At 56.3% G+C, this 12,829-nt stretch carries 12 protein-coding genes; 9 read left to right on the forward strand and 3 right to left on the reverse strand.

Annotated elements, in window-relative coordinates:
- The first annotated feature begins 4 nt into the window (after positions 1 to 4).
- The 7 genes from HX778_RS15700 (at position 5) to HX778_RS15730 (ending at position 7,553) form a co-directional block, all read left to right on the forward strand.
- Complete coding sequence (locus tag HX778_RS15700) at positions 5 to 610, forward strand: ATP-dependent Clp protease proteolytic subunit (protein WP_176982480.1); 606 nt, start codon at positions 5 to 7, stop codon at positions 608 to 610.
- 128 nt (positions 611 to 738) lie between these two features.
- Positions 739 to 3,291, forward strand: coding sequence for a TonB-dependent receptor (locus HX778_RS15705; protein ID WP_176982481.1), 2,553 nt, complete (start codon positions 739 to 741; stop codon positions 3,289 to 3,291).
- A 321-nt stretch (positions 3,292 to 3,612) separates the two neighbouring features.
- The gene (locus tag HX778_RS15710; RefSeq protein WP_038477839.1) at positions 3,613 to 4,107 is read left to right on the forward strand and encodes a sigma-70 family RNA polymerase sigma factor; all 495 of its coding nucleotides are present in this window, start codon (positions 3,613 to 3,615) and stop codon (positions 4,105 to 4,107) included.
- Positions 4,107 to 5,093 (forward strand): FecR domain-containing protein, encoded by a 987-nt coding sequence (locus HX778_RS15715; protein WP_176982482.1) that lies wholly within the window; start codon positions 4,107 to 4,109, stop codon positions 5,091 to 5,093. The genes HX778_RS15710 and HX778_RS15715 overlap by 1 nt, the downstream gene beginning before the upstream one ends.
- 138 nt (positions 5,094 to 5,231) lie before the next feature.
- Positions 5,232 to 6,029, forward strand: coding sequence for an energy transducer TonB (locus HX778_RS15720; RefSeq protein WP_038477834.1), 798 nt, complete (start codon positions 5,232 to 5,234; stop codon positions 6,027 to 6,029).
- Between the two features lie 170 nt (positions 6,030 to 6,199).
- Positions 6,200 to 6,718, forward strand: a complete 519-nt coding sequence (locus HX778_RS15725) for a phosphoribosyltransferase (RefSeq protein ID WP_235212873.1) — start codon at positions 6,200 to 6,202, stop codon at positions 6,716 to 6,718.
- A gap of 34 nt (positions 6,719 to 6,752) precedes the next feature.
- Positions 6,753 to 7,553, forward strand: a complete 801-nt coding sequence (locus HX778_RS15730) for an HAD-IIB family hydrolase (RefSeq protein WP_176982483.1) — start codon at positions 6,753 to 6,755, stop codon at positions 7,551 to 7,553.
- A 36-nt stretch (positions 7,554 to 7,589) separates the two neighbouring features.
- Here HX778_RS15730 and HX778_RS15735 read toward each other — a convergent pair whose 3' ends face one another.
- Positions 7,590 to 8,354 carry a DeoR/GlpR family DNA-binding transcription regulator gene (locus tag HX778_RS15735; RefSeq protein ID WP_038477825.1) on the reverse strand — a complete coding sequence of 255 codons (765 nt, stop codon included), beginning with the start codon at positions 8,352 to 8,354 and terminating at the stop codon, positions 7,590 to 7,592.
- Positions 8,355 to 8,425: 71 nt separating this feature from the next.
- The gene (locus tag HX778_RS15740; protein WP_038477823.1) at positions 8,426 to 9,619 is read right to left on the reverse strand and encodes an NAD(P)/FAD-dependent oxidoreductase; all 1,194 of its coding nucleotides are present in this window, start codon (positions 9,617 to 9,619) and stop codon (positions 8,426 to 8,428) included.
- Positions 9,620 to 9,848: 229 nt separating this feature from the next.
- Here HX778_RS15740 and pitA point away from each other — a divergent pair, with 229 nt between their 5' ends.
- Complete coding sequence (gene pitA, locus HX778_RS15745; RefSeq protein WP_038477820.1) at positions 9,849 to 11,345, forward strand: inorganic phosphate transporter PitA; 1,497 nt, start codon at positions 9,849 to 9,851, stop codon at positions 11,343 to 11,345.
- Between the two features lie 77 nt (positions 11,346 to 11,422).
- Here the strand turns inward: pitA and uspB are convergent, their stop codons facing one another.
- Positions 11,423 to 11,758, reverse strand: a complete 336-nt coding sequence (gene uspB, locus HX778_RS15750; RefSeq protein WP_038477817.1) for a universal stress protein UspB — start codon at positions 11,756 to 11,758, stop codon at positions 11,423 to 11,425.
- Positions 11,759 to 12,124: 366 nt separating this feature from the next.
- Here uspB and uspA point away from each other — a divergent pair, with 366 nt between their 5' ends.
- Positions 12,125 to 12,562 (forward strand): universal stress protein UspA, encoded by a 438-nt coding sequence (gene uspA / locus HX778_RS15755; protein ID WP_008458645.1) that lies wholly within the window; start codon positions 12,125 to 12,127, stop codon positions 12,560 to 12,562.
- Positions 12,563 to 12,829: the final 267 nt, after the last annotated feature.

Consider the following 12,829-nt stretch of genomic DNA (forward strand, 5'->3'; position numbering starts at 1 on the left):
GATTATGCTTACGTTTTTAGAAAAAGATGAACCTGAAGAAAGCGCTACCCCCGCCAATGCATCAGGGCTAATGCAGCAAAAAATGCTGGATTCACGCTCGATCATTATCTCCGGTGAGATAACTCAGGCGATCACCAAAGAGGTGGTGTCCCAACTGTTGCTGCTGCAAAGCATCAACGACAAGCCGATTAAGCTGTATCTCAACAGCCAGGGCGGCCACGTTGAGGCGGCGGACACCATTCATGACGTGATCAAATTCATCAAGCCGGAAGTCCATATCATCGGCACCGGCTGGGTTGCCAGCGCCGGGATCACCATCTTCCTGGCCGCGGACAAAAAGCACCGCTATTCGCTGCCAAACACCCGCTTTATGATTCACCAGCCGCTGGGCGGCGTGCGCGGCCAGGCCACGGACATTGAGATTGAAGCCAGAGAGATTATTCGCATGCACGAACGCGTGAACAAGATGATCTCAGAAGCCACCGGCCAGCCGCTGGAAAAGGTGAAGCAGGACACCGACCGCAATTACTGGATGTCGCCGAAAGAAGCTATCGATTACGGCATTGTCGGGAAAATCATTACCCGCTTCTCGGAGCTGAATATCGACTAGCAGCCGGATAAAATGAACAAGAATCACCAGGCCACCCACGCTTAATTAAAAAATTTTCTGCCTGATTTTCCGTTTCGCGTGACCTCTCTGAAGCAGTACTTCTCGTTACTCACCTTCAGGGATACATCATGACGATAAAAAATAACGGAAAGGCTACGGCCATTTCCGACGCGAGCCAACCTGCACAGCTCCCTCGCGCCCCGCTTGCGTCTGGCATTGCTTTATCCGGCCTGCTGGCGCTGGCAACCGGTTTACCCACGTTTTCCTGGGCGACAGAAGCCTCCTCAGCCGCCAGTCAGGCGTTTTCCGTGCCTGCCGGGCCTTTGAGCAGCGCCCTGCAAACGCTGGCAAGCGATGCCAACGTGATGCTCGTTTTCACCCCAGACCAGGCTGCGAATAAAACCACTTCGGGCCTCAAGGGGCGCTACTCGGTACAGAGTGCGTTTGACCATCTGCTGTCAGGCAGCGGCCTGAAAGCCGTTCGCGAGGGAAACAGCTATCGACTCGTCTCCACGGGAGCCGCCGCCGGTGAAGCCGCGCCGATTAGTGTGCCGGAGCTTTCCGTGGTCAGCGGCCTGGACGACAGCGTGGTGGCCGGGCGCTCAACGCTGAAGAAAGAGAATATCGAGCGGATCCAGGCGGATAACGTCGCCGAACTGCTGGATAAACTGCCGGGCGTCTCTTCTGCCGGTTCACCGCGTCCGGGCGGGCAGAGCCTGAACATCTGGGGCATGGGCGGCATGGAAGACATCAAAGTGACGCTGGACGGCGCGCCCAAAGGGTTTGAGAAGTACCGCCAGGGTTCGGTGTTTATCGAGCCGGAGCTTATCAAGCAGATCGACGTCGATAAGGGCCCGTTTAACCTCGCCAACGGCAACGGCGGCTTCGGCGGCAGCATTAAAATCGTCACCAAAGACGCGGCCGACCTGCTACAGCCCGGTGAAAACTTTGGCGGCATGCTGAAGTACGGCTTCCACACCAACGATAACCAGAATATCTACAGCGGGGCGCTGTACGGCAAAACGCCGGAAGGCTTTGCCGACGGTATGCTCTACGCCAGCAAACGCGACGGCGGCAACATTACCCGCCCGGACGGCACCCATTTCGACTATTCCGCCAACCGGCAGGGCACCTGGCTGGCAAAAACCAACCTCTATCTGACCGACTCGCAGACGCTGACGCTCTCGGCCATGCATTCGGAATCCACAGGCTGGCAGCCTTTTGCCGCCAAGCGGGACGACATCGCCGCCCCCAGTCAGGCCGATATCAACAAATACGGGTTCGACGAAGCCTGGCGCAGGAAGCTGGTGTACCGCAACCAGACCGATGAAAACTACTCCGTGAAGTGGAATCTGGCCCCGGCGGAAAACCCGTGGATAGATCTGACGCTGAGCTATGCCTGGTCCAAAACCAAACAGCACGACACTCGCCCTGACTCCGCAGGCACTTCCAGCTTCCTCGGCACGCTCGGCAATGAGAGCTGGGTGGACTACAAAGACAACCTGGTGGAGGTCAGTAACAAGAGCCGTTTCAGCACCGGGCCGGTGGATCACCTGCTGGAAATCGGCGCGAGCTGGCATAAAAATCAACGCGACGCGCTGATGTTCTACCCTGGTTACAAGAAGAACGCGGCCTACAACTATGGCTACTTCCAGCCGTATTACATGCCTGCCGGGGAGCAGCAAACGCGCGGCCTGTATATCCAGGACAGCATGACGCTCGGCAGCGTCACCGTTACGCCAGGCGTGCGCTACGACAGCGTGACGAATACCGGCGAGCCAAATATCGCCTCAATGTACAACAGCAGCGATCCGAAAGTCGGCCACGATTACAGCAGCAAAAGCTATCACGGCTTTACGCCTGCGCTTGGGCTGGTCTGGAAGGCCACGCCGAATATGTCGCTGTTTGCCGACGTCACTCGTACATGGCGTGCGCCGACGATCGACGAGCAGTACACCGTACAGTACGCGCTGTCTAACGTCTCCGGCACCAGCCGCGACCTGAAGGTTGAAACCATCCACAGCGTTCGCGGTGGGATGATCCTCAACTTCAACGACCTGCTGGCAGACGACGACAGCGTGCAAATCCGCACCACGCTGTTCCGCAACCGTGGCAAAGACGAAATTTTCTATCGCCGCGGCGTACTGTGCGGGGCGCAGTCGGTGAAAAGTGGCGCGAACTGCGGCTCTCCGCTGTCGAACTACCGTAACCTGCCGGGATACACCATCCAGGGACTGGAAATTGAGTCGTTTTACGACAGCCACCGCATGTTTGGCAGCCTCTCGTTCTCCACCATTCGTGGCCAGCGTGATGCTTCACCGCGCGACCCTTGGGGTAATAAAACCTGGATCGCAGAAATTCCGCCCGTCACCGCACACACCACGCTGGGCGTAAAAGCCCCGGAATGGAACATGACGTTCGGCTGGACGATGGATATGGCGCGCAAGCAGGACCGTTCGCCGCAGGACGGTGACCCGTTAGCGGGCATCTGGGCACTACCAAAAACCAAAGGCTATGCCCTGCAGGGGCTGTTTGCCACCTGGCAGCCGGAACAGGTTAAAGGCATGGAGGCGCGCGTTGCCGTCGATAACCTGTTCAACACCGACTACTACCCGTATCTGGGCGAGTCCGTCTCCGGCATCGGGCGCAACATCAAGCTGAGTATTTCTCAGAAATTCTAATGTGTTACCCGCAGCGCCAGCCCTGGCGCTGAAACTGATGACACACCTAATGCGGATAAAAATGCTGCAATGTGTCACCAGAAAAATAAACAGGAAAATCAATGCATTGATTTTCGGCTGATAACCACAAAGAGGGAAAAACCACGTTTTTTCCCTCTTTGTCAGAAACCTAAGTGCCAGCCCAGGCGCTGCGTTCTCATTGCTCGCAAAAGTACATTAATACTCCGCAATCTCTTGACATAAAAATAGAGAAATGAAAATAATAATGATTATCATTTAATATTTATCACGCCCTGATACCGATCGATGGTGAGTCACGTCATGTCCCGTTCCCAACAGGTTGCACAGCAGCTTTACTGCGATCATCAGCGCTGGCTTTACCACTGGCTGCGCAATAAGGTCGGCTGCCCGGAACAGGCGCAGGATCTTACTCAGGATACCTTTATTAATATCCTGGTCAGCCCCGATCTGGTTTCCATTCGCCAGCCGCGCCCTTTCCTCGCCACGGTTGCCCGGCGGCTGATAGCCAACCATTATCGCCGCAAGAAAATCGAAGAGGCCTGGCTGGACGCGCTGGCCTCCCAGCCGGAACAGGAACACCCTTCCCCCGAAGCCAGGCTGCTGATTCTGGAAGTGCTGGAACAGATTGATGCGGCGCTGGACGGCCTGCCTTCTCAGGTCAGAGAAGCCTTCCTGCTGGCACACCTGCAGGGCATGCGCTATTGCGACATTGCCGAACGCCTGCGCGTTTCCAGCAGCTCCGTTAAGCAATATCTTCAGCGCGCTAACCTGCACTGCTTCTTTGCCCTAAGCTGATGATCCCCGAACGTTTAGTCGACCGAAACGGGCAGGAACTCAACCGCAATAGCGCTTACGCTGCGGCGTCATGGCTTACGCTGATGATGTCTGACGAGGTGAGCGAGCAGGACAAAAAGAACTGGCAAAACTGGCTGGCGGAGAGCGCCGATAACCAGCGTGCGTGGCGGCACATTGAAGCGGTATGCGCCGGCTTCAGGCAGGTTGACGGCAAGCTGGCGCAGAAAAGCCTCTCCTCGTTAAAAAACAGCGGCAGGCGTCGCGCCTTAAAAGGGCTAGGCGCTTTACTGCTGGTCGGAGGCTCGCTTGAGTGGGGCAGGCAGCAGCAGGGCTGGGAAACGTTCACGGCCGATTACCGCACCGCAACGGGCGAACAGCGACAGGTTGAACTCAGCGAAGGTAGCCAGTTGCTGCTGGACACCCAAACCGCGCTAAACGTAAATTTTACCGGGCAGCAGCGTCAGATTGAGCTGCTCAGCGGCGACCTGCTGATTACCACCGGGCAGCGTGAAAAGCTGTCGGCCTGGCCCCGGCCTTTTAGCGTGACGACACCTCACGGTAAAGTGCTGGCTCTCGGCACTCAATTCCGCGTAAAGCTGGAGCCGGAACGTACTCGTATTGCCGTTTACCACGGAGCCGTGCGTCTTTATCCGCGTAGCTCGGGGCTGGCCGGGCTGCAGCTCGGCGCGGGCCAGGGAGCATGGCTGACGCAAGAACAGTCCGGGGGCCTGCACGGCGGTGAAAAAGAGCCCGGCTGGGTTCACGGTAAACTGCTGGCCGACAATATGCCGCTCGGGGATTTCCTGCGGGAAGTAAACCGCTATCGCCCGGGCGTTTTACGCTGCGACGAGGACATAGCTTCCCTGCGGCTGTCGGGCGTTTTTCCGCTAAAGGATACCGATGAGATTCTGGCCGCCTTACCGCGCGTCTTACCCATCAGGATAAATACGCTGTCGCGCTACTGGGTCAGCCTTTCACGGCAGTGAATAATGCTTCGCTGATGGTGTATCCATGCTGATTGTCTCGTTATTCATTCGAGGCTGCCCGTTTACGCAGTTCGCGTGTCCTCTCTCTTATCTCTCCTGAAACGATAACCAGCCGCCCGGCTGCGGAGTAATTTGGTCATGCCTTCAACCCTGCCGATAAGACAACCTCTTCCTGCCTGGCCCGACAGCCTGCCCGCCTCACGCCGGGGTACAGGGCTACTGCTGGCGCTTTTGCTGCACGCTGGCGTGTTCCTTTGGCTCGCTTATCGGCCCACGCAGGAACAGCCGGCCACCGCGCCACCGCCTATTGCACTGATGATTTTACCCTCTACCGACCCGGCATCCACGGCCACGCCGGAGAAGCAGCCCGATAAGATCAAACAGATACGGTCGGCAGCGCCTCAGGAGAAAGCAGAGCCAAAAGAAGAGGTGAAAAGCGTGGAAGCCCCGAACCCGGAAATCGTGGTCGCCAAAAAAGTGCGCCACAGTGCCAAAACCAGACCTCAGCCGGTTAAGCCACACGATGCCGAAGTACCGCCGGCACCCACGCCACCTGCGCCCGAAACCCACGCGCCCGCCAGCCATCCTCAGCAAAGCGCCGGTACCGCAGGGAGCAGCACCGTCAGCGCACCCAGCCCCGGCGAAGTGAACTGGGTCAGCCTGCTGCGCCAGCGCCTGGACCGCTTCAAACGTTACCCGGCTCAGGCCTTACGCCAACAGGCGCAGGGCGTGGTTTACCTGAGCCTGACGCTCGACAGGCATGGCCAGGTCCTCAGCGTGGCGCTGGAAAAAAGCAGCGGCACGCCAACGCTGGATCGAGAAGCACTTGCCCTGCCGGCTCGCGCGACGCCTCTGCCCGCCCCCACCGAAGACATCGCCCCAGGACAGGCACAAATTATGCTCACGCTGCCGATCCGCTTCGATCTTCGCCCCTAAGATCTTCCGCCCAATGCTCGGTCTTGCCACATTGGGCACATAACTCTCCATTCGATCGTTAAAGATCACAAAATTGCAGCACGAGACCGTCTTCACATTGCACAACCGAGCATTAGATCTTATGTTAATCGAGCAACATCGAGCATAAGATAACGAATGAGGATTCAGCAGTGAGAAATAACCATGTTGGGCAGATAGTGATGAACGAATCGACGATTGCCGATGGCGTAACGAAGGTCGCCAGAGAGCTTAATAGTCGCTATCACGAGGCGGTTGTGATTACGGTCGTTCCCGGCGGGATCCTGTTTACCGCCGACCTGGTCAGGCAGCTAACTTTCGATATATCAATGGACTACATTTCCTGCCCGCACACGCCGGGCGACAGAAATAACGGCTCTACCATCGTTTACCACGACAATATTGGCATCAAGGGGAAAGACGTGATTTTGGTGGATGATGCCATCGAGTCCGGCGGCACCATGAAGCGCCTGGTCGAACATTTAATCGAGAACTACGCCCCGAAATCCCTCGCCATTGCCACTTTGTTTGTGAAGCCGGGCCGCGTAGAGATCCCCGTGGAGCAATTTCATGCCTACATCATGGACAACGATGACCTGCTCATCGGCTACGGCATGCCGTGGGAAAATAAGTACCGCAATCTGCCCTTCGTCTCAAAACTAAAAATATAAACGCCTACAGAACGCTTACCGATGGGATAACAACATGATAAAGCTGATCATTACCGACCTGGACGGCACTTTCCTCAATAGCCACGGCGACTATGACCGTGAATTATTTGCCCAAACGCACCGCTTAATGGCGCAAAAAGGCGTCCATTTCGCCGCCTGCACCGGCAAGCAGTGCCAGCGGGTGGAAGAGCTGTTCGCCGATTACCGTCAGGATTTATGGATAATCGGCGACAGCGCCACGCGCATCAAAAGGAACGGGGAGTACATCTACGAGTCGCTTATCAATAATGCGCTGGGATTACGCATCATCGACACGCTGGAGGCCGCCAGCGACAACCACGTGATTATTGCCTGCGGCAGCGAGAGCGCGTTTATTCGCAAAAACGTGCCGCAGCGCCTTAAAGACAAAATGCGCCAGTCCTACGCCAGCCTGGCGCAGGTGGACTCTTTCGCCGAACTCGCTTGTGATTTCGTGAAGATAAGCGTCTATGACGAAGCCGGAAGCTGCCCGCAGACTCGCCCGGTGCTCGCGCCTTTTGAGCAGGATGTTTATATCGTGGTGTCCGAAGCGGCGTGGATTGATATTGCCGATTATGGCGTTCACAAAGGGACGACGGTGCAAAAGCTCCAGCAGTTACTGAACGTCAGCCCGGCGGAAACCCTGGCGTTTGGCGATGGCTATAACGACCTCGAGCTGCTGGCTCAGGCGGAATACAGCTTCGCGATGCGCAATGCGTTTGAGGAGACGAAGGCCGCGGCGCGCTTTATCACCGGCAGCAATGACGAGAGCGCGGTCCAGCACACGATAAAAAGCCTGCTGGCGCTGCAAAACTGAATGTGAATAAGGGCGGCAGACGCGCCGCCCGTTTTGCTAGTCGGCGACTTCAATATGCAGGTTAACGCCGCTGAAATCGGTAATTTTGGTTTCGGAGCTAACCACCGCCACGTCGATGTCTTCGCAAGGTGCCACCTTATAGCGAGCCACCTGAGACATCTTATTGGCCGTGACGGCGGCGATCACCTCGTTGCTCTGGCTCAACACTTCTCGCTTAAAGCAGGCATCTTCGTAATAAACCGCGCTCAGGCCAGCCTGCGGATCCAGCCCACACACGCCGATAAAGGTCTGATCGAAAACCATGCCGCGCAGCTGGTTTACCGTGTCGGAGCCCAGCGTGCTGCCGGTCAGCGGGTTAACTTTACCGCCTAACAAAATCAGCTCGCCACGGGTGCGCCCACTTAGCGCGGCGGCAATCTGCGGAGAGTTGGTGACGATGGTGAGATCCAGCTCTTCGGGAATAAACTCCACCATCGCCAGATAGGTTGAACCGGCGTCGAGAAACACGCAGGTATTGGCTTTGATCATCCCGGCGCACTTCCGCGCCACCTGGGACTTCTCAACCACATCCTGCGACACGCGGGTTTCAAAGCTGGCAGACTGCTGGAACTGGCTGATGGCGCCGCCATAAACCTTTTTACACAGGCCACGGCGCGCCAGCTCCTGCAGATCCCGGCGGATAGTGTGCTCAGACACGCCCAGCTTCCGCGCCACGTCAGCCCCAATCACCCTGCCCGTTTCGGTCAGGATCTGGTGGATCATCGCCTGGCGCTGTTCAGGCAATGCGTCATAATCTGTCACGTTTAGCCCTCAAATAGCTGCAATTGTGCATAACATATCACAATCTAGCATCGCAGCCGCAAGGCGAAGCATCAGGCTTCAACCAGCGCCTGTGCACAGGCCCAGGCGGAGCTCCAGGCCCACTGGAAGTTATAGCCGCCCAGCCAGCCGCTGACGTCCATCACTTCGCCGATAAAGTAGAGGCCCGGCGCTTTTTTGGCTTCCATGGTACGCGAGGAAAGTTCGTTGGTGTCCACGCCGCCGAGGGTAACTTCTGCCGTGCGGTAACCTTCAGTGCCGTTCGGCTGAACTCGCCAGGCTTGCAGCGTTTCCACCAGCTCGCTTTGCTGGCGAACGTTGAGCTGCTTAAGCGTTACGTCCGGGATTTGCTCCAGCTGCTGCAGGCATTCCACCAGACGCTTGGGCAGCACCATCGCCAGAGTGTTTTTCAGGCTCTGATTCGGGTGCGCGTTACGCTGCTCGTTAATAAAGCCGTCCAGGTCGGTGTCCGGCAGCAGGTTCACGCTGACGTATTCGCCCGGTTGCCAGTAGCTTGAGAGCTGCAACACGGCTGGGCCGGAAAGGCCCCGGTGGGTAAACAGCAGGCTTTCCCGGAAGCTGACGCCGTTTTCAGCAGTGATGACGGAAGGCACCGAGACGCCGGACAGCACCTGCAGCTGTTCGAGCAAAGGTTTATGCAGGGTAAACGGCACCAGGCCCGCGCGAGTCGGCAGCACCTTCAGGCCAAACTGCTCCGCCACTTTATACCCGAACGGCGTCGCGCCCAGTCCCGGCATCGACAGGCCGCCGCTGGCGATAACAAGCTTAGCGGCCTGCACGCTGCCGCCGTTGAGCTGTAACGTATAACCCTGTTCGTCACGCTCAATGCTTATGACTTCGCTACGCAGGCGCAGGGTCACCTTCCCTTTTTCGCATTCTGCCACCAGCATATCGACAACCTGCTGGGCGGAATCATCGCAAAACAGCTGCCCGAGGGTTTTCTCATGCCAGGCAATGCCGTGCTTGCCCACCATGTCGATAAAGTCCCACTGGGTATAACGTGCCAGCGCAGATTTGCAGAAATGCGGGTTTTGGCTCAGATAGGCCGCAGGTTCGACATAAAGGTTGGTAAAGTTGCAGCGTCCGCCGCCGGACATCAGGATTTTACGGCCCGGTTTTTTCCCATTATCAATCAGCAATACGCGGCTGCCCGCCTGCCCGGCCATCGCCGCACAAAACATTCCTGCTGCACCCGCACCTATAATAATGGCATCAAACTTTTCCACGACCGACTCCCGACTATGCTTAAGGCAACGGATTGTAAAGACCTGCGGCTGGTCGCACCAGCTTTAAGGTTAAGAACAAATGCAGGTAGTTGATAAACAAAATGTAAATCATTCCACCAGCAGGCCAGATGGCGACTAAAATCAAAAAAAGTCCAGATTTCACTTTGCCGCGGTGGAGGTTGTCTTACATAATGCGCCGCGTTCATGTCCTCAAAATGGCGTAACGTCTATGCTACATTTGTTTGCCGGCCTGGATCTTCACACCGGGCTTTTACTATTGCTTGCTCTGGCATTTGTGCTGTTCTACGAAGCTATTAATGGTTTCCACGATACGGCTAACGCAGTAGCAACGGTAATTTACACCCGCGCTATGCGATCGCAACTTGCGGTGGCAATGGCTGCGTTGTTTAACTTCTTCGGCGTTCTGCTCGGTGGGCTGAGCGTAGCCTATGCCATTGTGCATATGCTACCTACAGATCTGCTGTTAAACGTAGGGTCTTCTCATGGTCTCGCCATGGTGTTCTCTATGTTACTGGCCGCTATTATCTGGAACCTCGGCACCTGGTATTTTGGTCTGCCGGCCTCCAGCTCCCATACGCTTATCGGTGCCATCATCGGTATCGGTTTGACCAACGCGCTGCTGACCGGAACCTCGGTTGTCGACGCGCTGAATATCCCGAAAGTTGTTGGGATCTTCGCTTCATTAATTCTGTCCCCGATTGTCGGGCTGGTGATTGCCGGTGGGTTGATTTTCCTGCTGCGCCGTTACTGGAGCAACACCAAGAAAAAGCAGCGTATTCACCTGACGCCTGCGGAACGTGAAAAGCAAGACGGCAAGAAAAAGCCGCCTTTCTGGACGCGTATCGCGCTGATCCTGTCCGCTATCGGCGTGAGTTTCTCTCACGGCGCTAACGACGGTCAGAAAGGCATTGGCCTGATTATGCTGGTGCTGATTGGCGTTGCCCCGGCGGGCTTCGTGGTTAACATGAACGCCTCCGGCTACGAAATCACCCGTACCCGCGATGCGGTGAACAATGTTGAGACTTTCTTCCAGCAACGTCCTGAGCTGCTGAAGAAAGCCACCGGCTCGGAACAGCTGATCCCTTCCCCGGAAGCGGGCGCAACTGAACCGGCTCAGTTCCACTGCCATCCGGCCAACGCGATCACCGCGCTGGACCGCGCGAAGCTGATGCTGACCGACATCGAAAGCTACGACAAGCTCAGCATTGAGCAGCGTAGCCAGCTGCGTCGCATCATGCTGTGCATCTCCGACACGACCGATAAAGTGGCGAAGCTGCCGGAAGTGAGCGCGGACGATCAGCGTCTGCTGAAGAAACTGAAAGGCGACATGCTCAGCACCATCGAGTACGCGCCGGTCTGGATTATTCTGGCTGTGGCGCTGGCGCTGGGTATCGGGACGATGATCGGCTGGCGTCGTGTGGCGACCACCATCGGTGAGAAGATCGGTAAGAAAGGCATGACCTATGCGCAAGGGATGTCCGCGCAGATGACGGCCGCCGTTTCTATCGGTCTGGCAAGCTATACCGGGATGCCGGTTTCCACCACTCACGTGCTCTCTTCCTCCGTGGCGGGGACGATGATCGTGGACGGCGGCGGCCTGCAGCGTAAGACGGTAACCAATATCCTGATGGCCTGGATATTCACCTTACCGGCTTCGATTCTGCTCTCCGGCGGGCTGTACTGGATTGCGCTGCGCTTCGTGTAAGCGGCAGCCAAAAGAAAAAGCGGGTCAGGAAACTGGCCCGCTTTTTTTATGCTTGTCCATAACTCTGCCCTGATACTCTAGTGCCAGATAATCAATCCAATCAGGCTAATCACCACCAGCCCGCACAGCGAACTCGTCAGAATAAACTGGCGGCGCAGGCGCTCGCAGCGGCGAATAAACTCCTCATCGTGATGATCCCAATAACGCTGGGCGTAGATATAACGCACCAGCCGTACCTGCTTGCTGGGTTGACCATGCGAGGTGAAAAAGCCTCCGCCGTCGACATACTGATACAGCAGCGGATCGCACCCGCGCAGCACCACCAGTAACGCGCGCAGTGAAGAGTAATAGCGCGCCATATTCACCACACAAACTACACAAAGCGCCCAGAACAGCGCGACGGTGCTGATCATGTACCCCTCCCGGCGAAGCCCTCGAAGCGTTTGCTCCGGGACAACCGCTCTCCCCGAAAACCCTGTCAGACAATCCTGCAGCGAATAACCGATACAGGTCACAGCATTCTTCCCGTCCGGCTCATTTAATAGTGTAGGAGATCCCTTAATTTTTTTACCACCGCGTTAATCTTTATCAAAGTGGCCTGATTCATTTTTCGCTTGAATGAGTTTGAGGGATAGCGCATTGTCGGGCTGAATAGCTCGTTATAAGATAGAAATACCATCTACAATTTAAGTCTTTAGATCGGGTGACCGTAGCTCATGCCGCTGCGGTTTAAAAGATGACGGCGAGAGTCATCGATAACTTATGGAAGGAGTAACATTATGGCTTATAAACACATTCTGATCGCAGTCGACCTCTCCCCTGAGAGCAAAGTCCTGGTAGAAAAAGCCGTCTCCATGGCTCGTCCTTATAACGCGAAAGTTTCCCTGATTCATGTCGATGTGAATTACTCCGATCTGTATACCGGGCTGATTGACGTCAATCTGGGCGATATGCAGAAACGCATTTCCGAAGAGACTCACCACGCGCTCACCGAACTGTCCACCGGCGCGGGCTACCCAATCACCGAAACCCTGAGCGGCAGCGGCGATCTGGGCCAGGTGCTGGTCGATGCCATTAAGAAATATGATATGGATTTGGTGGTTTGCGGTCACCACCAGGACTTCTGGAGCAAGCTGATGTCCTCGGCGCGCCAGCTGATCAATACCGTGCATGTGGATATGCTGATTGTTCCGCTGCGTGATGAAGAAGACGAGTAAGATTTTCCCCTCACCCTAACCCTCTCCCCACAGGGGAGAGGGGACTGAACAGAGAGCGATTCCCACCTCTCCCTTCCGTGTCTCTTATACAAATTTCTCTTTCAAAACCTTCCCGGAGAGACCTTTAGTCCAGTCGTTATTCCGTTCACCCGTAGATCTGTTTTCCCTGCTCGTTCAGAGCACGGTGAACGTGCCAGGGAGAAAGGGCGTGGCTGCGGGTCTTGAAGCGACTGTGACGTTCTGTGTAGCTGCGGATTTGAAGCGAGG

It is taken from the genome of Cedecea sp. P7760, assembly GCF_013386425.1.
GTDB lineage: Bacteria > Pseudomonadota > Gammaproteobacteria > Enterobacterales > Enterobacteriaceae > Cedecea > Cedecea selenatireducens.